The 23,897-nt window shown below is 41.4% G+C and carries 12 protein-coding genes; 3 read left to right on the forward strand and 9 right to left on the reverse strand.

Annotated elements, in window-relative coordinates:
• Positions 1-134: 134 nt before the first annotated feature.
• From cas9 to BLQ81_RS16505, 9 genes are all read right to left on the reverse strand, one after another.
• Positions 135-4,259 carry a type II CRISPR RNA-guided endonuclease Cas9 gene (cas9, locus tag BLQ81_RS16465; RefSeq protein WP_092732246.1) on the reverse strand — a complete coding sequence of 1,375 codons (4,125 nt, stop codon included), beginning with the start codon at positions 4,257-4,259 and terminating at the stop codon, positions 135-137.
• 508 nt (positions 4,260-4,767) lie between these two features.
• The gene (locus tag BLQ81_RS16470; protein WP_092732249.1) at positions 4,768-6,111 is read right to left on the reverse strand and encodes a hypothetical protein; all 1,344 of its coding nucleotides are present in this window, start codon (positions 6,109-6,111) and stop codon (positions 4,768-4,770) included.
• Positions 6,098-6,646: an RNA polymerase sigma factor gene (locus BLQ81_RS16475; protein ID WP_245693290.1), complete on the reverse strand. Its 549-nt coding sequence runs from the start codon at positions 6,644-6,646 to the stop codon at positions 6,098-6,100. The genes BLQ81_RS16470 and BLQ81_RS16475 overlap by 14 nt, the downstream gene beginning before the upstream one ends.
• A gap of 33 nt (positions 6,647-6,679) precedes the next feature.
• The gene (locus BLQ81_RS16480) at positions 6,680-7,198 is read right to left on the reverse strand and encodes a hypothetical protein (RefSeq protein ID WP_092732252.1); all 519 of its coding nucleotides are present in this window, start codon (positions 7,196-7,198) and stop codon (positions 6,680-6,682) included.
• A gap of 240 nt (positions 7,199-7,438) precedes the next feature.
• On the reverse strand, positions 7,439-7,873 hold the full coding sequence (locus BLQ81_RS16485) for a response regulator (protein WP_092732255.1): 435 nt from the start codon (positions 7,871-7,873) through the stop codon (positions 7,439-7,441).
• Positions 7,873-13,107, reverse strand: a complete 5,235-nt coding sequence (locus BLQ81_RS16490; RefSeq protein WP_092732258.1) for a PAS domain-containing protein — start codon at positions 13,105-13,107, stop codon at positions 7,873-7,875. Before BLQ81_RS16490 ends, BLQ81_RS16485 begins: the two co-directional genes overlap by 1 nt.
• A 303-nt stretch (positions 13,108-13,410) precedes the next feature.
• Positions 13,411-14,223, reverse strand: a complete 813-nt coding sequence (locus BLQ81_RS16495) for a phosphatidylinositol-specific phospholipase C/glycerophosphodiester phosphodiesterase family protein (RefSeq protein WP_092732261.1) — start codon at positions 14,221-14,223, stop codon at positions 13,411-13,413.
• A 137-nt stretch (positions 14,224-14,360) separates the two neighbouring features.
• Positions 14,361-15,632, reverse strand: coding sequence for a PAS domain-containing sensor histidine kinase (locus BLQ81_RS16500; RefSeq protein ID WP_092732264.1), 1,272 nt, complete (start codon positions 15,630-15,632; stop codon positions 14,361-14,363).
• Positions 15,633-15,743: 111 nt separating this feature from the next.
• Positions 15,744-18,365 (reverse strand): chemotaxis protein CheB, encoded by a 2,622-nt coding sequence (locus BLQ81_RS16505; protein WP_092732267.1) that lies wholly within the window; start codon positions 18,363-18,365, stop codon positions 15,744-15,746.
• A 318-nt stretch (positions 18,366-18,683) separates the two neighbouring features.
• Between BLQ81_RS16505 and BLQ81_RS16510 the strand changes: the two genes are divergently transcribed.
• The 3 genes from BLQ81_RS16510 to BLQ81_RS16520 all read left to right on the forward strand — a co-directional run bounded on the left by BLQ81_RS16510 (position 18,684) and on the right by BLQ81_RS16520 (position 23,887).
• Positions 18,684-19,730 carry an alkaline phosphatase D family protein gene (locus tag BLQ81_RS16510; protein ID WP_092732410.1) on the forward strand — a complete coding sequence of 349 codons (1,047 nt, stop codon included), beginning with the start codon at positions 18,684-18,686 and terminating at the stop codon, positions 19,728-19,730.
• A gap of 292 nt (positions 19,731-20,022) precedes the next feature.
• Positions 20,023-20,640, forward strand: coding sequence for a Crp/Fnr family transcriptional regulator (locus tag BLQ81_RS16515; RefSeq protein ID WP_092732270.1), 618 nt, complete (start codon positions 20,023-20,025; stop codon positions 20,638-20,640).
• Between the two features lie 556 nt (positions 20,641-21,196).
• Entirely contained in the window at positions 21,197-23,887 is a 2,691-nt protein-coding gene (locus BLQ81_RS16520) for an Ig-like domain-containing protein (protein WP_092732273.1), read from the forward strand.
• Positions 23,888-23,897: the final 10 nt, after the last annotated feature.

The following is a 23,897-nucleotide window of genomic DNA, read 5'->3' on the forward strand; positions in this document are numbered from 1 at the left end:
TAGGTATCCACTACGTCTCCGAGATATTTGGCATACTGCTGTAGAAAAAACCGATAATTCTCATCCTCCCGGAAGATGTTTTCTGAGCCATTGGCGTGGTTGTAAATATGATAGGATTGACCAAATACCATAAATTAATAATCCCCTACTTGGACAATTTTACCTAGATGATTAATTCTTACTTTTTGTATTTTTCCCAGCCGATCAGTTGATCTTAATCTATAGAATAAAATTCCCTCCAACTCCTTTGAATCATTTAGAGTAGTTTCAAGATGATGCCTGAAAACATAATCTTTGGAGCCTATTTTTTGAACTCTAAATAGGTTTGGACTAATCAAATAAAAATTATTTTGGTCTGTTAAATCTAATTCTTTGGGATCGAAGCCAGTTTGTTCATTAGGAAAAACAAAATATTCGTTCTGCTTAAGTGAAAATAAGAACTCCCATCCATCAGAATTATTTAGGGTTTTGTCAATAATTGGAAGACCTGCATTTACTCTTGCCAAAGACTCGAAGAATGAAACCACATTTTCATGCAGCTTACCCTCGGAATCTCTGTAAATGGCCACATGATGGTTATTGCCGGTATTGACAAAATCCACGGGTTGGTTTTTTCCATTTTTATCCAAAATTAAATTCCCAAATTTGTCTTTTTTATCATGTAATGCGACAGCATTACTCACTCCTGAAATTGTAATATTTTTTACTGAAATCCCTTTTTCTTTATTCAACCAAATCGGATTTTCATCCAAATTGACAAAGGCTTTTTTAGGATCTCCTCCAAATTGATCTAGCCGCTCCTGAAGAATTCGCTTTACTCCGGTATCAATGATTTTTTCTACTCTCAAATTTGGATCTATCGATTTTCTAATAGTATAAACTGTTTCTACCTCCACCAATTTCACTTTCTCCGGTACTTTTTGGGTTTGAAGATTGTCCAAGTAAATCGGATTTTTCTCTAAGCTATTCTTTCCAGTAAAGGCTTTCTTTGGATCATTATCAAATGCGGATAGCCTCTTCAAAAGTGCTTCGCGAAAGACTTTTTTAGATACCTTAGAAATAGTTTCCTGATCAAAATTACCTCCGATTTTACTTATGGTTGTTTTATACTGTTTAATAGTACCATAGATACTTTCATTATGAAGCTGTCCTCTAGGAGTAAGGGTTTGCTGAATTTTATTGCTTCCCTTGATTTTATTCTTTTGAGGTGTGACTACTTTATTTTTAGCCTTAAAAGAAATCAAAGTGTTTTCTAAATGCCATTTGGTTTCCGCTCTAAAATCATCCAAAGGAATCGGCGGCTTAAATTTTAGTTTATTATTCTCATCTCTATATAGCTCCTTATTTTCAATAGCCTTTATTATAGGTGCCATTTTTTTATTGTCGTCCCGTCTAGCATTCAGGTTATTTAGGTACTGTACATGGTTGTATTTAGTAAATGCAACTGCCAAGGCATCCATAGCATGGTGACGATGGTCATTTCGCTTCGTCCAATCTTTAATTCGAGGCAGGTTTTTACCCTCTCTATTGGTATCGTAATATGTTAGCCCCAGTTTCCTGTATTTTTCCCAATTCAACTCCTGCATCACATTAACTAGTTGCCAATCTTCCCTCAGCCTATCTGTAACGCTACCGGTTGTGGTATTTACAGTTCTACAAACTTCCTCCAAAAGTTCTTTGGCCTTTTTGGCTATATATTGAGAGTTTCGGAGATCTCTATCTATAAATCCATCGGGAATCTCACTCCCCTTCATCATGAGTTTCTTGTATTTGCCTTTTGAAAACTTACCTTGCTTGTAGAATTCTTCAACACGAACTGTGTATTGCAGAAACTCTTGCTCACTTAATTTTCGAGAGAGAAAATCGTAGGGAGTTTCATCTTTTTTCTCTTTATTCAAAAAAGCCTCGCATAGAGTTTTATTTGAGAATGAATCGTCAAACAACCTCGCCTTTGGAATTACATGTTCTATGTCATATTCTTTCGAAAATAGATCCGTGGCTTGTATCGCTTTTCCAGTGTAAACAGAAATTCCATCGGTCTCTTTCCATAACTTATATCGAATTATATCATTTCGACTGACATAGCTTAATCCAAACTCGCTTACAAGTATTTGACGAATCCTTTCATGCTCAACACTTGCGGCGCCAATAGATTTTGTTAGCTCCTCCCGCTCCTTTGCGCTCTTTTTTAACTCTCTCGCTAGTTCTAGCCTAATTTCATCGGGTTTACCATACTCATCAATAACTGCATTGACTACATTGATGGCCTGGTTTAGAATTTTTTCTACAACCGGATTTCTCAAACTATTCTTTGGAAGTATCTCAAGCTTGGTTTTGAGAACTTTCTTTGCTCTCTCCTCCCTAGTTTCTGAATTGGAGTGACTTTTATACCCACCCAACTGTACAGCCTCATCGTACTGCTTTCCATCTTTTAAATGAGGTATAATTTTACTGATCGCCCTTGAGCTTAAGCTTCCATAATCATCCTCAAAAGTCACAGCAGAAAGAATTCTGGCATAATCTTCATCGAACCCGAATTTTGCTTTCAACTTCTTGATCAAGCTTTCATTTCCTGTAGGAGAATTATCCCCATCATAAGAATAAAGCAAGTGCCACAATTGGATCATTGGTTGCTTTTCCAATTCGCCACCATCTGCATTTGAATTGAAATCCAAGATCTCTATGGATATTCCAAGCCCTTCAAAAATTGAAGAGACTAACGACTTTATTTCAAAGAAAGAGAGTTTTGAAAAATCATACTCCTCATGACCTGATGCTATTAAGATTTTCCGGTATGCTTCAAAAAGTTTGAAAGAAGTTCGATTCCCATCAAGCTTTTCAAAATTCAAGTCCAATTCTTTATGATTTTTAAAAAGGAGTTTTAAAACTTCTGCTTTGGCAAGTTTATCTCTTACAGTCAGCTCTTCAAACAAGACTTGTTTCTCCTCCTGCTCTAATCTTCTTTTAGCCCGGTCTTTTTTACTGATTACTTCAAGATCATTCAATCTCTGCCAAATCCTGAATTCTTGAAATAATGGAGAAGATTTTGGACAGACCTTTGGACCAATGAGTTTAATCTTTGTTTTCCCATCCACGACCATTTCAATCTTTTTACCCTCCAATTCACAAATACCAATAAGACCTTTTTGAGACTTTAACCTACGCTGATAAAAAATGATAATTTCTTTTATTATTTCTTTGAGCTCAAGGTTAAGCTCGGGATAAAACTGGCTTTGGACATTCCAAATTGTATCAAATTCATCCTCATAATCTTTTCTGTAAAAAACTTGCCCTTTCAGCCGAGTATGTCTATCAGCTTTTATTTGTTCAAATAAATACTGTCCAACAGTTTGATGATTAAAAAATAGCTCTTTGCTCCGGTCACTTATACTTCCAAGATAGCCACTTGAGCTATTTATTTGAGAGTTTATTTCCTGTAATACAACAATCAATTGTTCTAGGCTCAATTGCTTTTGAAGTGCATCTACCCTCCATTGAAAGTTCTCCAATTTTCTATCGAATCCGGAGGTATTTCTTTTGGTACCAACAATTCTGAAAGGTTTTTCACAAATAGCCCAAACGGCTTTTTGATTCTTTCCAATTAGTTGCTGCTTTAGATTATTTGATAAGATTTCAGGGTAATACTGACTTTGAAATTCCCAAATCCTATCAAATTCATTTTGCAAATCAGATCGATAAAAATCAGGAAGAAATCTCTTCCCTTGTTGAAGTCTCTCTAAGGAAAATTGGCCGGGAGTAATTTTTTTTCTATTCAGCTCCATTGCCACTTTCATCCCATCAATCAGCTGTCCTTCGTCTTCATTTTTTGCTTTCCGACTGCTCTTGTAGCCCCTCTTTTTATTGATAGAAATAAAGACCCTTGCCAATTCATTTTTTTCAATTCTTTCTACGGCTGACCTAGATCTTAATTCCAAAGTCTGGAAAGTAGTGTTTGGCCCATCTTCAGCTAGTATCGAATCTTTATTGATAAGCCCATATTCTGTAAGAGTCTTCATGAGTTCCTGTCTTCGGAGCTTATAGCGCTGAAGATTTCTTCTTGCACTCCGTTTTGAAGTTCGATCTTGATTCGTAGTGATAGCCTTCCCTTTTTCGAAATTGCCTTGCTCATCCGTTGTAAGTGGAATGACCCTGACACCAAGTTTTAATATTTCAGATCTTTCTTGTTCATTTTCTGCCTCAAAAACCAAAGCCCAACCTATTGATGTACTCCCCAAATCCAATCCTAAAATCTTTTTCATATTTCTTGAAAAGTTGAAAGTTTAAAATCTATATTAGTGTCAACATTTTGAAGCAATTCACAATAAGGATTATTCCGTTGTGAAAACATCTAAAGGGGCCCGATCAGATTTCTGATCGGGTCGCTTTTTTTACCCCCCCCCTTTCATTTACAAGATAGCCCTTCAAACTAAGATTACTATACCCAGTACTGGGTATTTTATGCGATAAATAGAACTTTCTCGGACATATATTGTCGCAATATTCAATCAAGACCTGTCAGGTTTTTAAAACCTGACAGGTCTGTCCGCCTCAAAAAAAACCACCCAAGATCGCTCTCGGGTGGCATATCGCTGGCTTAGTTCCTTATTTTATTTTATTTGTCTCCGCGAACCTGTACATAGCCTTTGAAATTTGGATTGGAGGACAGATTTGCTAAGCTATGGACCATAGACCATATACCGTGGACGAGGATCCGCAACTTACTGGGCCGATTTTTACCCAAGGTGCATCTTTGCGGATACTCATATTTTATTTCTTATCGGTGCTCGTAAAGGTCACCTTGAATGAGGCTCCGAAAATCCCGAGTTTTTCGCCATATCCGGAAATCTCCTGCAGGGGGTAATTGTAAAACGGCATGACTGCATAGCTCGTCTTTTTGGATTCAAACAAGCGGATATTCACTCCCAAATTGGCCGTAGCTAGCGGATAGAAGCGGTTTTGCGGAACATCCAACACGGAGGACTGATTTACCGATTCGGATCTCAAGGTGAAGGAATTCGCGCTGGCCGAACTGGCATCAAACACTGCCACCTGCCGGGTGAAGGAGGACTGCTGCTCTGCACCTTGACTGAAGGTGATCAAGTTGGAAAATCCTGCCTGCACAGAAATGGATTGATTGGAAGTGACCGGATATTTGAAATAAAGCGGAATATCCACCTGCACTTGGGCTATCTCATTTCGCTCGGTGACCGGTGAGGAGAATCCTGCCACCTGCGCATAGCTTTGACTTTCACTTGCCTGATTCAGGTAGTTGACCGCCAGTCCCGAGCCCATCATCAGTTTCCCGGCGATATCCATATCGACCATTACACCCAAGCCTAAACTTGAGCCACTGGTGGCCTGCGTTTTACTTTGCGAAGCCCCATACCCCGGAAAAAGGCCCAATGCTAATCTCCTTGTGCTTTTCGTCTCCAATATCTCGGCTATTTCTTCTTTTGCCATAAGTGGTTCTTTCGGCAATTCTGTCACAGGGGAAGTCAGTGCATTCTTCAGCGTTTCCATTTCTGCTTTTTCATTTACAGCGATCAAAGCTTCCTTTTCAGCTGTTTTAGACTGATCAATCAGGGCTTGGATTTGATTTGGCTGCTGTGCCGGAGGATTCGATTTTGAACCGGAACTTGAGGTAACAGTCGATTCGGTCCCAAAAACGGGAGATTTGGTGTTTGCTGAATTTGATCCTTTCGGAGTATTATTTTTAGTGCTGGATATAGAAAACTGATTTTCTGCCAGAATTTTTTCTTTTGCTCCTGAAACTGTCACCTCATTGGGTTCGACAAGAATTGCATCCGGGTTTGGAAGCCTTTCAAGTCCAATAGCATCTGCGGACTGCAATTTCTCCTGAAGCACAAGCTGATCAGAAAGCTGAGCATCATCGGAATCTGAAAACTGCCCAAGCCAAAGCCCTCCGGCCACCAGCAAGAGGATAAGTGAAGCGGCAACACCGGATACCCAGTATCTGGTTCTTTTTGGACTGAGGGCAGCCCGCCTTTTCTCAAAGTCCTCCCAGGCCCCCAATTCATAAGGAAGCGGGTTTTCTTCCTGCTGCTTGCGCAGCTTGGCAGCCAACCATTTAAATGATTTATCTTCCTGCATATTCTTTCATGTGTTTTTGTATCAACTGACGCAATTTGGATTTTGCCCGCGTCAGGTAAACTCGGGAAGAGCTTTCGCTGATCTCGAGACGCTCCGCCACTTCCCTATGACTATAACCTTCCACCTCATAGAGGTTGAATATCAATTGCTGATCCTCGGGAAGCTGGTGGAGAAGCTTGAGAATATCTTCAAATGCCAGCTGATCCGGGGCATATACTTCATCATAAACCGGGGTTTCACCGTCTGCTTCGAGGTGATTTTGCAGACGTTTGTCCTTCCGGTAATAATCTATCGCAGTGTTGACTGTGATTCTCCTGAGCCAAGGCTTGAGTGATGGTACTTGATTCATCTTGCCGAATGAATCGAAGCATTTCATAAAAGAGTCATTGGTGATTTCCTGTGCCAAATCCCTGCTTTTGGAATAGGACAAACTGATCCCCATGACAAAGCCATAGTACTTTTTGAACAAAAATTCCTCATGCTTCTTTGACCGACGTTTGCAACCGTCAATCAATTCCTGGTCAGACCAATTCAATAGACTTTATATTTTCTTTTAATTATTTCCTTGTCAACTTCGATTTATCATATCGCAGTCGCCTTCGCAGTGATAATCTCTGGCATTACATTGTTCACGAATGTAAATCGAAAAGGGTGTTTGACCATACTGCCCACTTGGTGAGAGTACTTTTGCCAAATCAACCGCTATCGTCTCCGACACCATCTCTCCTGTAGCTGAACAGGAAGGAAATACGCTGATTAGATAAATCTGGATACTTCTTGGATTTGATTCCTGCCATTTACCATCCCATAGCAATTGGTATGTCCCATTGCAGTTTTTCGGTTTCAGAATTTCCAATGTAAGCATATTGCTGCGCCTGCTAATCGCTTTGATTTCTGTATCAATCCCGCAAAACGCTGCTCTTCCTCTGTTGAAGTCTATTTCTCGGTAGGCGCGTGCATCGACAGTAAACTTATACCCTGGACCTTCTACTTGATAAAAGAACGGTACAAGGGAATCTGATTGCCCATCATCCAAAGTGCAACTGCAAAGAAATAAAACGAAAGCCAACCTGAAAAAGGATACCATAAACACGCTTTTCAGGAAGACGGAATTCGCGAGCTGCTCGCTACAATTAGGATATAAAAAAACAAATGACAATCCTTAAACTTGGGAGAAAAGCAAATCAAAGAAAATGTCTGCGGAAAATCGTCGACTGAAAAAAGTTTGTTTTCTCGAACTTATATCCTTATTCTAAGTAGCTAAAACGAAGAACGGAAATATAAAATCAAAAAACTGCCTGGAGGTTGGGGCTGTACCCGATTAAATTTAATCCGGGTTGGAGTGTAGCTTAATCAGCCCTGTCCAGAAGCGTTCCAGACTATCAACTGCCTGCTCAATTTCCTCGATATTACTCGGCTTGGAGACAAACAGATTTGCAAGTGCCTCATAGCTTTTGTCGACATCCTTTATAGTTGAGGATGTGGTAAATACGATAATGGGGATCATTCTCGTTTTCTCGCTTCCCTTCAGGGCTTTTAACACTTCGTATCCATTTTTCAATGGAAGGTTGATATCCAAAATGATCAGATCAGGCGTTTCAGCCGCCTGAAAGCTTTTTTCTTTATTAACAAAATCAATTCCATCCTGTCCATTTTTAGCAATTGACACTTTTTTAACAGACGGACGCTTGAGTAAGGCTTCATTCATCAACAAAATATCACCCTCATTGTCTTCGACTAACAGAATATGAATATGTCCCATCAGGTAATTGATTTAGCTATAGTAAAATGAAATATACTTCCTTTTTGGTATTCTGATTCAACCCAGATTTCCCCTCCAAGTCCCTCCACGATCTTTTTCACGATGGCCAGCCCAATTCCTGTTCCTTCATATTCTTCTTTTCGATGAAGCCGCTGGAACAGGATAAATATTTTATCAAAATATTCTTCTTTTATACCTAAGCCATTGTCACTTACGGATATTTGCCAGCATCGGGGCAAGTCGATGGCAAGGATACTTATTTTTGGAGCCACATTTGGTTTAGAATACTTGAGCGCATTCCCGATCAGATTCTGAATGATCTGTGCAATGCGAGGCCTAAATGTCCACAAGGTTTCAATTCCCCGGAACGTAATTTCGGCCTTCTTCTCTTGAATCAGCTTTTGTTGAAGTTGCTTGATTTCCTCTATTACATGAGGCAATTGCACCCATTCCAACTGTGCGTTCTGTTTTCCCACACGTGAATACTCCAACAAGTCCAAAATGATCTGTCGCATGCGTACTGCCCCGTTTACGGCAAAATCAATGTATTGCAAGGCCTTTTCATCCAGTTGATTTTTGTATTTTCTTTCCAACAGCGAAAGGAAACTGGACACCATTCGAAGTGGTTCCTGAAGGTCATGGGATGCTACATAGGCAAACTGCTCCAATTCAGAATTGGAAATTGCGAGTTCTTTTGTTTGAAATTCGAGGCTTTGATTGAGTTCCTGAAGGGATTGCTCATACGCTTTTCGTTCGGTGATATCCATAATCAAGGAATCCCACACGATACTTCCATCAGATTGGCGTCTTGGAGTCCCTATTCCCTGATGCCATCTGATTTTGCCATCAGGAGACAGATTTCTCCACTCACAACTCCAGTTATCCAAAGAGGTAGCCGAATCCATGATCGACTTTTGCAGGAGTTCCAAATCACCCGCAGGTATAATCTGCGACCAGACTTTACTGATATCCTCAACACAATCTCTCGGATCCAAACTCCAAATCAGTTTTGATCCTTGGCTTACAAACCGCAGTTCATCGCTACCGTCCGTTCTTAAAACATATTGGAAGATTACCCCGGGAATATTATCCGAGACACTTTTGAGTCGGTCCTCGACTTGCTTGCGGTCGTGAATGTCCTGGATAGATCCAAAAATCCGGGTGCAAGTGCCCTCCACAAATTCTGCTTCACCGATTGACCTTACCCAGCGTTCATTTCCTTTGGCTGTGATGATGGGAACTTCAAAATCGAAATTTTCGCCCAATGTGATTGCATTTTGTACTTTCTCCTGTACAAACTGCCTATAATCTTCCCTGTAAAAGTCAAATGCTTTCTCAAAATTCAGTAAAAAATCATCCGAAGTTTCAAAAATATCCTTTGTGATTTTTGACCAACTGTGTAAATCCTTGGTAAGATCCACTTCCCATCCTCCCACTTTTGCCAATTTAGTAGCCGTGTCCAATAGATTCTCAAGTTTTCTAAACTCCGTCACATCCCTCCCATAGGCAAAGACATAGCCGTCTTGTCCATAAACATCAGAAGAATTCCAGGAGATATAGCGGTAATCGCCTGACTTGGCCCGGTATCTATTCGTGAAATTATTCGCCTTTAGATCGGCAGTAATGGTTTCCGAAAACTCATGAACCGTAGATTTGATGTCATCGGGATGCAAAAAGTATTCAAAGGGAACATGTGTCAACTCGTCCATCGTATACCCCAACAACTTACAAAATGCCGGATTGACTTTGGTGAAATACCCGTTAGGTGAAGCGATAGCCAATATTTCCGGTGCACTCTCAAAGAAAAGCCGAAGCTCCTCTTCCTGTTGTTTTCGTTTGATTTCTTTACCCAGAAAGTCCTTGAGCGCATTCAAAATCAGGATGCTGTTTTGATCATGACCAAGATTTTTATCCGAAAACAAAATCAATACACCCAATACCTGATCTCCGAAGATTACGGGAAGTCCAATTGCTGATCTATATCCATACTTTTTTGCCCCTTTTTTTCTAATAAACTCGCTATGGTCCTCCAGTTCTTCCCATAATTGATTTTCTGAAGATTTCCACACCTTGCCTGGAAGTCCTTCTCCAAGGGAAAGCCGCTCGAGAATCAAAGGATCTCCATAGAAACCTTGATGGCTTGGAATTTTCAAGTGATTGGCTGCCAGAATCAACCGAGAATTCTCAAGTCCTGAAAGCCAAAATTCTGCTGCGACATAGGCTCCCTTATCGGATAGCAGGCGAATTATTTCGGTCAGTAACTCCCCAAGGCTAGCCTGACCCTTGAAAATCTCCGTGACTTCCCGTTGAAGCTCCTTGCTGATTTGTTCGGTTTTAAGAACACTTTGGTCCCGCAGGGCTCCAATCATTCGAATTGGAGTACCATTTTCGTCCCGGATCATGTATCCGATTTCTCCTATGTAGGCATAGGAACCGTCCGATTTCTTGATCCTAAACTCATTGGTCCATTTATTCTGGCTTGAATCTTTCAAAAACCCTTGCCATTGCTCCTCTTTTAACCCCACATCATCAGGGTGCATCATCGCAACCCAATCGTCCAAGGTGAATGTTTTATGAGAAAAATCATGACCAAAAACTCTGAAAAAGCTTTCCCCCCAAGCAAAGCGATTTTGAGCGACATCCCAGTCGAAAATAGCCTCATTGGTAGATTTGTTGATCAATTCGTAGCGCTCATTGTTAAGCCTGATTTTCTCCAAGTAGCCAAACTTAGCCATGAGGATCGTCACCAGGGTGGATGTTCGCTCCAATACTTGCAGCTCTTTCTCCTCTATTGGTTTGGCATGTGGAAAATAATTGGCCAATGTGGCTACCACATTTCCTTCTGAATTAACTATTGGGAAAGACCAGCAGGCTCCAATTGAGAATTCCTTAGCTAAGTCACTATACTTCTCCCATCGTTTATCCAGAAATACATTCTCTACGATCACTTTTTGTTTTAAAAAAGCTGCAGTACCACAAGATCCTTGATTTTCACCAATCGGGAGCCCTTCCAGTATTTTCAACAATTTCTTGTCAAGGGAAGGAGATACAAAGTTGGCCAGTTTTGAATTTTCAATTCTCATAATTGAAGCCTTCATCCCCGGCAGCAGCACTTCCAGATCACTGAGGTATTTAAAAAATAAATCTCTTTCCAAGGCATTTTCGGAAATACTTGCCTGCATTACCTCTCTTTCGATTTGATCCAACTTATTGTCAAAATGCTCCCGTGTCACATCTTTCAGTACTCCAACTACTCTCACCGGATTCCCCGACTCATCTCTCAACAGGATCGCCTTGTCTTTGACTTGGGCATACCGTCCATCGCCTTGGCGAAGCCTAAATTCACGCGTCCACACTTCCTTTCCCTTTTGACCAAGAATCACCCGGAAATCATGAATTACCTGATCTCGATCTTCGGGGTGAATCAATGAATTAATTAAATCATTGTTGTGCTCTTCAGAACGTATTTCAATTCCAAAATTTTCCCGAAACCCGGCTGACAAAAAGAGATTTTTGGTTTGAGGATCAAAATCCCAAATACTTTCAGAACCTGCTCTTAAAACCAGTTCAAAGCGTTCATTGCTTGCCTTCAATTGATGTTGGACGGTAAGAACTTCGGTTACATCGACCGAATTGATTACAATTCCCTGAATATCCGGATCAGCAAGGAGATTGGTGCCTACACTTTGAATCCAGCGCCAACCGTCTTTCTTATGCTTAAATCTAAATGGACGGGATTTAACTTGCTTTTGATTCAGGATATTGGAGAATTCAGCCAAAACTCGGGATTGATCATCGGGGTGAATAAAATCAAAAGAATTTTTGCCCAATAGCTCTTCGACAGACAGTCCAAGATAGGAAGGATAGTTGGGGCTTAGGTAGTGATAATTCCCCTCCAAATCCAAAATACAAACCAGATCCGCACCTTCTTGCGCCAAGATCCTAAAAACCTTTTCACGCTGAATCAGCCTATTATTGGCCAAAACCTCCTCTGTTACATCTTTTAAATTATTAATGAATCCATTAATCACAGGATCATGCAGCATGTTGGTGACCGTTGTTGCGAGATACCGCCAACTTCCATCCTTGTGGCGAACCCGCGTATTGGTGCCACTCATCGGAATTCCCGGATTTCCCAAAGCCTGTTGCTTTCGATTTACCAATTCTTCAAGATCATCCGGGTGAACCAAGGTGCTCAGACTCAGTTCCAGTCCCTCAGCCTCGGTATATCCCAATATCCGTTGAATGGAGCCTGACACATAACTTGGCTTTCCGTCCAGGCCAAGTATTGCTATCGCATCATCGCTATTTTCGATGAGCTTTTTGAACCGTTTTTCCCGAAGGTACAATTGTTCACTTGCGGTGACTTGGGCGGTGATATCGGTGTGAGTCCCAAACATCGTAAGCGGCTTACCTTCCTGGTCCCAACTCATGATCTGCCCCCGATCTAGAATCCACACCCAATGCCCTTTTTTGTGCCTCATTCTCACCTCACATTCATAGAGTCCCTTTTGGGAATTGAGGTATTGGTTGAGAATGTCATTGGAAGATGTTAAATCTTCAGGATGAACAAATTGATTTCTGGTATCCCGGTTGATTGTACCCAATTCCTCCAGTGTATATCCGATCATTTCTGCCCAACCTCTGCTGTAGATCAACAGGTCTGAAGTAATATGCCATTCCCAGGTTCCTACTTGGGTGGCGTCAATGATATTCCAAAGTCGTTTACGCTCTTCTTTAAGCCGGTTTTCTGTTTGGATGAGATCAAGTTTGTTTTTCTTGAGTTCACAAATTCTCACGACTTGATTGGCCAGAATTTGAAGCGACTTCAGATTTTCACCAGAGAGTTCTCTCAGCTCATAATCCAGTACACAGAGTACCCCAAAAGGAATTCCCGAAGTGGAAGTCAGCGGGATTCCGGCATAAAAGACCACTCCTATCTGAGTGACTAAAGTATTTTCCTTAAACCGGGGGTCTTCTCGAGCATCCCTGATAATCATCACCTGATTTGGATTTAATAGCGCATGGCTACAAAAAGAATCCTCAAGTGCAATTTCTTTGAGATCTAAGCCATGTTGGGATTTGAAAAGCTGTTTTTCTGAATTCAGAATAGTGATCAGAGATGCAGGAACTTGGCAGATCGTGGAAGCCAGTGCCGTGACCTCATCAAATTCTTTCTCGGGCGCTTCAGCTAAAAGATCAAACAAATGAGGGGAAATTGTGTTATTCTCCATTTTAGTAGGTTAAGGCAAAAAATATAATCTGTTTATCCGCTTTCTTACCAGTAGCCATAGGAAATAAGGATAGAAGTCCGATGAGACGAGCTGTGGACTGTGGACGGTCGTCTGTCGACGATTATCCGCTTTTTGCAATTTCAATTTTAGCAAACTGGTAGAATTGCGGATAATCATAAAATATAATTTCGATTTTACATCTGTATTTAGTGAAAATAAGAGATATCCCCAAACATTCTTACGGTAGAGGTATAAATACATTTGATTTGGAAAGGCAAGTATTCTTGTCTTCAACTAACTGACCTAGTTAATTTGGATTTTTTTGATTTCCGGATTTGGGGAGGCATCTTTTCCAAGGAGCACATTCAGGTAGCTTTGGGCGTGGATAGGCTGATCAGTGTTGATGTAGTCGACACCCATTTCGTAGAATTCCTTCCATGCGGAATTATTGTCCGGTGAAGCCCAAAGCCGAACCGGTTTATTGAACGAATGGACCAAATGGATGAACTCCAATAGTTTCTCCCTATCCGCTTCGCCCATACTACCTTCCCCATTCCAATTCGAAAATTGTCTAAAACTCAAACTGACCATCCCGATCCTTTCCCAAGGGAGGTCAGATGTTAAGGTTTTGCTCTGGTAATCAAAAAATACCCATTCAGGATACTTGGTGTAATCCTCCGGCTTCGGCCTGTTTCCTGAGATAATCAGTTTTAAACCTCCGGGATTTTGATTGGAGTAAAGGATTTCTTCAAAAGCTCGCGCATCTTTCACTACCTGATCCAGCGTACTGTATCCTTCCGTTTTGCAATCTACGAGGAGGTGGAAATCAAACTTTTGGATCATCCCTTGTTCTACCGATTTCTGGATTGGCTCGAAGTAAAGCGAGCGAAGTGTCAGTTCGGATTTGATGCTGGCAGCCTCATGTGCGACCATCAATTGGTCGTTTTGCAAAATCACATCCACTTCGATGGATGCGGCACCAGCACCAAATGCTTCCCAAAAAGGGAGTTTTCGAAGGTAATCATTGTGGGAATGAAGCTTGAAATCCTGCTGGGAAAAACCCAAAACAGGAAAAAGAAAGGCGATCAGAAAAATGAGTTTTTTAGAATTCTTCATACTCAAAAATACCTTTATCCTATTAAAACCCGGGATTTATCAAGTGCATTTTCTCTCTTATTCAAATAAGATAAATCCTCGGATTGATCTATAGGCAAAGTATCGAAATACCTGGAATAGAATATTTGAAATTCTACTCACCTAGGCAGTGAAACATAAAAAGTGGATCCTTGATCTTTTTCGGACTCTGCCCAGATTTTCCCTCGGTGTTTTTCTACAAACTCTTTGCAAAGAATCAATCCAAGGCCTGTCCCCTTTTCATTATTTGTACCTAAAGATGTAATAGGAGTATCCGCGCTAAACAATTTTTTGATCTCGTCTGGGGACATCCCTACGCCATTGTCCTTTACACAAATGGTCAATGAATCGGCCGACGCTTTGGTATACACGGCAATTTCACCTCCCGGCATGGCAAACTTAAGCGCATTGGAAACCAAATTTCTTATGACAGTGGCAATCATATTTCTGTCAGCCGAAATTATAATTTCCTCAGAAATGTCCATGTTAATCTTAATGTGCTTTTGAACGGCGATTTGGTCAAACAAAGCAAAGACTTCTGAAACGACATCTTTCAAAAAAAACGGCGTCGGATCATAGACGTGCCTTCCTGTTTGAGATTTTGCCCATTCCATCAAATTGAAAAGCAGATCCATTGCCCGCTTGGAAGAATTAAGGATAACCCCTGCAATTTCCTCCACAGCCTCATAATCTTTGCTTTGCACTTCCATCATCAACAACTCGCTGTGTCCGATAATAGACGTAAATGGATTCTTTAAATCATGTGCAATGATCGAAAAAAACATGTCCTTCTGTGAATTCAAAAGATTCAACTGCTTGACCACTTCCTCCAATTCGGACTCGGCCTTTTTGCGTTCGGTGATGTCCAGTATCGTCAGAAGGCAGTGGTCATCATGCTCCTCCTCAACTATAGCTGTCAATTGGGCAAATATGGATTTTTCATCACAGCCCAAGACCAGCATTTCGCTCATTTGTTTTGTTTTGCTTTTAAAAGTCTTTTTAAGGAAAAGATTGAAAGTGGAAAGTCCATTTTCGGGAATAAACAGTGCAAATGATTTTCCCTTAAGTAAAGCTCGCTCTTTTCCCAGCATTTTGGAACCGATGAGATTGAGATCGAGTATTATGCCCTCCCCAGAAAGTGTGAAATAGCCGATCGGTGCAAAATCGTAAAGGGAGGTGTATTTTTGAGCGATATATTCAGCTCTCCCACGCGCCAATTTCAGCTCTTCATTCTGAAGCTCCAATTCGATCTGAAAGACTTCAAGCTCATGGACTGCTCTCAAAAGTTCGGCTTCAGTCAGGGCTGAATTAGGCTTTTGGGTTTTATTCTTTAAGATTGCTTCGGCTTTTTTACGAAGTAAATCAAACTCGGATTTAGTAGCGTAGTCCATAATATCATCTGTTTGAAACGCGAGCAATAAAGAATCACTTAGGAGAAGAGGATTATCGTTAAGGTAGATATTGTTTTGGCTAAAACAAGAACTTGTCACTATTAAACCCGCTTACTTTCTCTCCTTCTTGTCTTTTCGGAGTTTGTCATTCAATTCTTTAAGCTTGATTTCCAGAATCTTGGCATCAGTGACATCGGAGAATGTGATCACTACACCATCGATTTTATCCTCGAGTGTACGATAAGGCATAATCCGTATACTAAACCATCGCTCATCTTTGGCTGAAGTGCAACTTTCTATAGTTTTCAATGATTCCAACACTTCTTTGACGTGTCGACCAAATTCGGGGTAGTCCAACTCAGTCACCAAGTCTGTAAAGGGCCGACCGATGTCACTTTTCCGGATTTTCACGATGCTTTGTGCATTGTCAGTGAAGCGACGGATGTTGATTTCTTTGTCCAGAAAGAGTGTGGCGATCTCCGTACTGTTGAGTAGATTTTTCATATCATCATTGGCACGGACAAAGTCATTTACTTTACTCTGCAATTCTATATTTACCGTTTGCAGTTCCTCATTCATGCTTTGCATTTCTTCTTTGGAAGTGGTCAGTTCTTCGTTTGTCGATTGCAATTCTTCATTGGTTGACTGAAGTTCCTCATTGGTTGATTTCAATTCTTCCTGAGAAGTCTGCATTTCTTCCCGGGTACTTTGGAGATCCTCATGGCTTCTTCTCAGTTGCTCATCCAACTCTTTAATTTTAAGAGAGGATCGACTTTTACCTACACGACCTTTGCCAACAGCCTTTTCGACTGGAGTTTTCAACTCAGAAAACACAATGATCGTCAATCCTTTGACCGCTTCCGGGGCATCGAGTCGCTGTACCGTTACGTCCACATAATTGTCGACACCGTTACTTTGGACTTTAGCATTTTTGATAAATACCGGAGATAAATCTCTATTGGCTTTTCGCAGTGCATCCGAAATTTCCTGATTCAATCCTTCCCGTATCATGGCATGGATGTTCATGTTTGCTTTACCGGCTGCCGGTTCGAGGTACTTTCCGGTGCGACCGGTGATAAATAGGATATCTCCCCTATCATTGACCAATACACTCGATGGAGCAAATCGCTGCAGTAAGAGTTGTTCAGTTACCGTCTGAATGCTATCGAGTGCTTTTTGGGGAAGCTTTTTCTCTGATGTGAAATGTCTATTGCGAAAGAAAGCACTTGGAAAATCTGCCAACTCAGCGGAAGAAAGTGCAGAAGTGCGCTTATATATTTTTAATTTATTGTCAATTTCTCCAAAGCCTTCCGTAGAACTCCCAAGAGTTTCTGCCGTACCGAGAACCAAAATCCCATCCTGATTCAGACTGTAATTAAACAGCGAAATCAGTTTTTTCTGTAAGTCGGGCTCCATATAGATCAGCATATTCCTGCAAGTCAGGATATCCAACTTGGTAAAAGGAGGATCCTTGATGATATTTTGCGGAGCAAAAACAACCATCTCCCGAATTGAATTACTTATTCTATAACCACTTGACTCTACAGTAAAAAAACGGGCGAGTCGTTCAGGGGACACTTCTGCAGCGATGTTTTCCGGATAAATCCCCGACCGTGCCTTTTCTATGGCATCTTTATCCAAGTCTGTAGCAAATATCTGAAGTGAAAGCCCTCTTCCATTTTGGGATTTCTCCAGCACTTCCTTAAAAATCATCGCGAGTGAATAGGCTTCTTCCCCTGTAGAACAAGCCGTCACCCAAGCCCTAAATACATGCCGATTAGGGGCTTCTTTGATCATCTCCGGCAGCGTGCTGTCCTTCAGCTTTTCCCAAACCTCGGGATCTCTGAAGAAACTGGTCACACCAATGAGCAATTCTTTAAAGAGAATTTCTACTTCTGCCGGATTCTCTTGAAGAAATCTGACGTAGGCGTTTATTTTGTCAATCTGATGTACACCTTTTCTACGCTCAATTCGACGCAGCAAGGTGGTTTTTTTATAATGCGAAAAATCATGGCCTGATTGTTCCCGTAGTAAAATGATGATTTTGTCCAGATGACTTTTACTTTTTTCATCAATCGATTTGTCGGATCCGGCTTCCGGAGTTTGCCTGAGGATGGCCAGAAGTCTGCCCGGCAATTCAGTAGCCGGAGCTATGACATCTGCGATTACCGCTTCCTTAGCACTGATTGGCATCCCATCGAATTTGGCGGATAGGGGGTCCTGAATCAATACCAATCCATTCTTTTCTTTGATTGCTTTTATCCCCTGCGTACCGTCACTTCCCATGCCGGACAGGATTACGCCTACACCATTTTGAAGGCGGTCAATTGCCAGTGATTTCATAAAGAAATCAATGGGTAGGCGGAGACCTCGGGATTCGACAGGGACCAGCAGATGAAGATGTCCATTCAGGACGGATAAACTTTTATTGGGAGGAATGACATAAACGCAGTCAGGCTTCACCAAGAGCCCATCAGTAGCCTGCTGCACCTTCATTTGCGTAACCCGCTGCAGCAGCTCCGGTAAAATCCCCACGTGAGTGGGGTCAAGGTGCTGAATAACCACAAAGGCCAAACCTGTATCTGAAGGCATGTTGCTGAAAAACTGCTCCAAAGCCTCCAGACCGCCTGCCGAAGTGCCGATTGCCACAATGGGAAAAAGAGATTTGGCTGAATTTTTCTTTTCAGAGAGAACAGGGTCTTCGTTTGTTTTAGGGGTATTTTTCTTTTCCATGATCCCGTACTTTTATAATAAATCTCAACTACTTCATGAAGGTAGCTTTATTATCTCCAAATGGCTATTTCCAAAAAAGCTATGAATAAAAACCTTGGAATGAAGATTCCCAATAACTTCCAAACAGGCAACAAACTTTCCAATAGTCTAAACTAGTGTAAGTTGGTCTGAGGATAGTTTTGAGTTGGAACCTAAATCCCAAACTAGTTTTAAGATTGTGTTAAGCTCAGGCATCATGTTAATTTTTAACATTAGCAGGTGATGGGAACGAGTAAATTTGAGTTCACACAAAAATCCGCAAACCCCATCCCTACAAAGATGAAAAACCTATCAATTTTAAGCAGATCACCTTTGCTTTTTTTGCTCGCTGTAACGCTTGGCTGTAGCCCCACTATTACCAAACAAAACTCATTTGAGGGAAATGGAATACACCTTGAGACCATTGCGTTCGGCTCCTGCAATCATGAATATGGCGAACAGCCCCTCTGGGATCCTATCGTCTCACACCGTCCGGACCTTTGGATTTGGCTTGGCGACAATATATACGGCGATACTGATTCCATGCCTTTGCTGAAAGCCAAATACGAATTACAAAACACCAATTTGGGTTATAAAAAACTCAAGGCTAAAACTCCCATCATCGGAATATGGGATGACCATGATTACGGAAAAAATGACGCCGGCAAAGAATATCCCTATAGAGAAGAAAGCCGCAACTTGATGTATGATTTTTTGGAAATACCTCAAAATAGTCCATTGAGACAAAAAGAAGGTGCTTACGGGGCCTATAATTATGGAAGTGGTGACAGAAAAGTGAAAGTTATTTTACTCGATGCACGGTATTTTCGTGACAACTTGGAAAAGAAGGACAAGGAATATATTTTAAATGAAACCGGTACAATCCTCGGTGAAGAGCAGTGGAAATGGTTAGAACAAGAACTAAAAAACAACACTGCGAAAATTACCATTATAGGCTCCGGAATTCAGATTTTATCCAAGGAGCATCCTTTTGAGAAATGGGCAAATTTTCCGAAAGAACGCGCACGGCTGCTGCAACTTTTGGAAACCTATCAAGTCAATGGCGCAATAATGCTAAGTGGCGATCGACACATTGCCGAAATCAGTAAAACAGAAATCCCGGGCATCACTCATCCTGTCTTTGACGTGACTTCCAGCGGTTTGACACACACTTGGAAAACTTATACGGATGAGCCCAATTCCTATCGGGTTGGAGAGTTGATCGCAAAGCTAAACTTCGGGTTGATTGAGTTAGAATGGCAGCAAGATGGGGTAAAAGTAGATTTGGAAATTCGAGGAAAAGCCGATTCCCTCTTTTTGAAAGAGTCTTTTCTCAGGAAATATTAATGAAACATGATTAAAGCTGTTGGTTAATCAAGTCAAAATTCCCTCAAAATTATATTCCTGTTAAGCTTTGAAACCAAGGCGAAATTTTTTGTGCTTTTCGCTGAACTTGTAGAAAAAAGCTACGAAATCGGACCTGTCAACCAAAGGTTAGGTCTGTCTCTAGCAGAAAGAGAATTGAGTAATCTCACATGTCGGAATACCATTAAGAAATGCTTCACACAGGGGAAGATTATTTAGGGCATTCCACCTGTCGGCAGGCAGGTGTGGCAATTAAAAGACAAATTATAAACAGATGAAACATGGGCCTTTTAATTACTTGCTTGAAGAGGGATTATCAGGAAGCGGGAAAATGGTAGAATCTTATCACTTTGAAAAAGGTTATTTGATTTATCAACCTCCACAACGCATCACCCCGATTTTTGAAATCGTATCAGGTGCGGTGAGGATTGGATCTTATTCGCCCGCAGGGGAAGAAGTTTGCTATGACATTCTAAAACCCGGGGACTTTTTTGGTAATCTAAATTGTCTAGGCGGGCAATTTTCAGAATTCGCAAAAACACTTTCACCGGTAGAATTACGAGCTTACGATGCAGATTTTTTCAAAGAAACAATTCACAATAACCCAAAGCTTGCGGCCTGGTTTTTCAAAGAACTTGTGAGAAGATGGTGTCGTGCAGAAGACCGTCTATATGCAGTTAGAAGCTTGGATGCAGCCGAAAAAGTTAAAAGAATCCTCCCCTATTTTCAGGATCAGATCACCGATTCCAGCGGAAAAACAAACCCGCTTCTGAAACTGATCACCTTTCAGGATTTGGCAGATTTGACAGGACTTACACGGCAGACCGTATCCAAAGTAATGCGAGTCGACGTTTTGCGACTGAGTACATCCTCCAGAAAATCCTTGCGATAATTATTTTTCCGATCGAAGCAATGTTCAACTTATTGTCCTCAATGAACTGAACGGTTTGAAAAAACCGCTATTAGATCTCCCTAAACTTACTCCAGAAAAATTATCACGCATTAAAAATGCCAAAGGAATTTAAGATGCTGCATTCAAGCCTTATTACATTTTTTTTGCAGTCTTTATAAATTCTATTTGGCAGTGGAATTACACGATTTTTATAAAATGTTTGAATTACAAAACGCTTTCAATAATTGAATTTTCGAGCCTGAATTACGCTACTTATTGATAGCTGGGAAATCAGTGAATTATGTAAGTCTTTTATTTTTTTATATAACTTTTTCGGCTATAAGTGTCCTGAACTTTACTCCACGTAAGTTTAAAAAACTGCACTGATTAGTATTTTACTCACTTTTATTACCAGCTACATATTTTATATTATAAAATTCATTTTTAGCTAGTCAAGCAGTTCAATCCACTTTTTTAGTTTCCCGAAAGGAGATGTATTTATTCTATTAATATGATTACCCAGCTATATAATTGAAAATTTAAAATTCAACTAATTATGAAAATATCCAGTACAAAAAAACGGTTTTGGCAGACCATTTTGGTTGCCTTATCGATTACGACAATCTTCGGAAGCTGTCAGGATACATTTGACGAAATGCTCGGAATTTGTCCTGAGGTGGAATCCACCAATCCTGCTGACAAAGCCACAGGAGTGCAGCTGAATAAAATTATCGCTGTGACATTCAATGAGGCTTTGAATCCAGCCACCATCAAAGCAGAGGCATTCAGCCTGCGAGTAATGAATACAACAGGAGGAATCGACATGGATATTCCAGGCAAGTTGACTTACGATGCCACAAACAACACCATGAGTTTTGCTCCAAATGCTCCTCTTGCCCCTAACACAACTTTTACAGGAAGGGTCGAACCCATTGTGAGTGATGTTTTGGGTAATGTATTGCAGGCACCTTATGTATGGACCTTCACCACCGGTTCAGCTCCTACAGTGACTGCTACCAATCCGGCAAATATGTCAACCGGAAATGCGCTAAACAAGGCCATCACAGCCAAATTCAGTGCTAAAATGAAACCTGAGACAATCAAGGCATCTTCTTTTATCATCAAAGCAGGGACTACAGCTATCGCCGGTGTGGTAACTTACGTGGATAGCACTGCAACATTTACTCCTTCCGTTGACCTGTTGCCTAGTACCACATATACCGGTACAATTACTGTGGAAGCAGCTAATACCGACGGAATTCCACTCGCCAGCGAATATACCTGGACTTTTAATACGGGTGCGGCACCATCAGTAATCTCTGTAGATCCGAAAGACCAAGAAAAAGGTGTAGCTGTAAATAAGTCCATCAGCGCGGTTTTCAGTGAAATGATGGATGGAGGAACGATCAATACGGCTTCTTTCACCTTGAAAACCGGAATGACACCAGTGCCGGGCACAGTCACTTACGCTGAATTGACAGCGGTCTTCAAACCGTTTATTCCATTAATGCCCAATACCACCTACACGGCCACAATTTCCAAGACAGTCAAAAACCCACAGGGTATAGCGATCACCAGTGACTTTGTTTGGAGTTTCACCACAGCCGCACCTGATGCAGTTGTCGCACCATTGGTAACTTCTACAGATCCAACTAACAATGCCATGAATGTAAGTTTTGACAAAGTAATCAAAGCCAATTTCAGTCAAACCATGGATCTCGCCACCATCAATGGGGCAACCTTCCTGTTGAAACAAGGAAATACTGTAATACATGGAACTGTGACCTATTCAGGCACCACCGCATCCTTTACGCCGAACAGTCCGCTTTCTTCGGGCCTAGTGTACACGGCAACTATCACCACAGGCAGCAAGAGTTCGGCTGGGGTAGCTTTGGAAAATAATTATGTGTGGAATTTCACCACAGCAGTATCTGAATCTGCGGCAGTACCAACGGTAACTTCTACCGATCCAACGAACAATGCTGTAAATATAGCTTTCAACAAGGTGATCAAAGCCAATTTCAGCCAAGTAATGGATCCTGCTTCGATCACTGGTGCAACGTTCACACTGAAACAGGGAAATACGACCGTGACAGGAACCGTAACCTATTCAGGGTCCACGGCATCTTTTACACCGAACAGTCCGCTTTCCTCGGGTGGAGTTTACACGGCTACCATTACCACAGGAGCCAAGAATACCACGGGAATAGCCTTAGCAACTAATTATGTATGGAACTTCACAACTGTCGTATCACAAACTGCTACAGCACCAACTGTAACCTCTACCGATCCTGCAAACAATGATACCGGTGTTTCATTGAACAAAGTGATCAAAGCCAATTTCAGCCAAGTAATGGATCCTGCTTCGATCACTGGTGCAACGTTCACACTGAAACAGGGAAATTCGACCGTAACAGGAACCGTAACCTATTCGGGTACCACTGCATCCTTTTCGCCGATTAATCCGCTTTCGCCAAATGTCACTTACACCGCAACCATCACTACAGGTGCGCAGAATTTGGCAGGTACAGGTTTGGCAAACGATTATGTTTGGACTTTCCAAACGCTTTCCCAGCAATCTGCCAATTTCGTAGATCTTAAAACTGCCGGAAGATTTGGGATTTTTGCAGCAACAGGAATCAGTAATAATGCAGGATTCAGCCAGATCCGAAACCTGGACGTAGGAATCACACCCGGTGCACGTTCATCTGTAACCGGATTTCCACCGGCAACTATCATAAACGGAGCAATCTATGCTTCCGATGATGCCTCCCCTGCCGGGGTAGCAGCAATGCTGATCCAAGCAAAAAAAGACTTGACAGAGGCTTATTTGTTTGCCGAAGGAGCAACTTCCCCGGCACCTGTTACAGTAGCGGGTGATCAGGGTGGTAAAACGCTCGCTCCGGGAATCTATAAATCCAATTCTACACTCTTGGTTCAGGCAGGTGATCTGACCTTGGATGCTCAGGGTGATCCCAACGCAGTGTGGATCTTCCAGATTGCCTCAGGCTTTACTACTGTTGGCGGAGCCGGCGGAAGTATCATCCTAAGTGGCGGAGCTCAAGCTTCAAACATTTTCTGGCAAGTCGGAAGTTCTGCCACCATTGGTGACAACACCAAATTCAAAGGGAATGTATTGGCCTTAACCTCGATCACCATGAATTCCAATGCCACAGTCGTTGGCAGAATGCTGGTAATAAACGGAGCAGTGGTCATGACCAATACAAACATCATCGAGAAACCTTAATTCAAAAAAA

Origin of the sequence: Algoriphagus alkaliphilus, from assembly GCF_900103735.1 — a bacterium.
Taxonomy (GTDB): Bacteria; Bacteroidota; Bacteroidia; order Cytophagales; family Cyclobacteriaceae; genus Algoriphagus; species Algoriphagus alkaliphilus.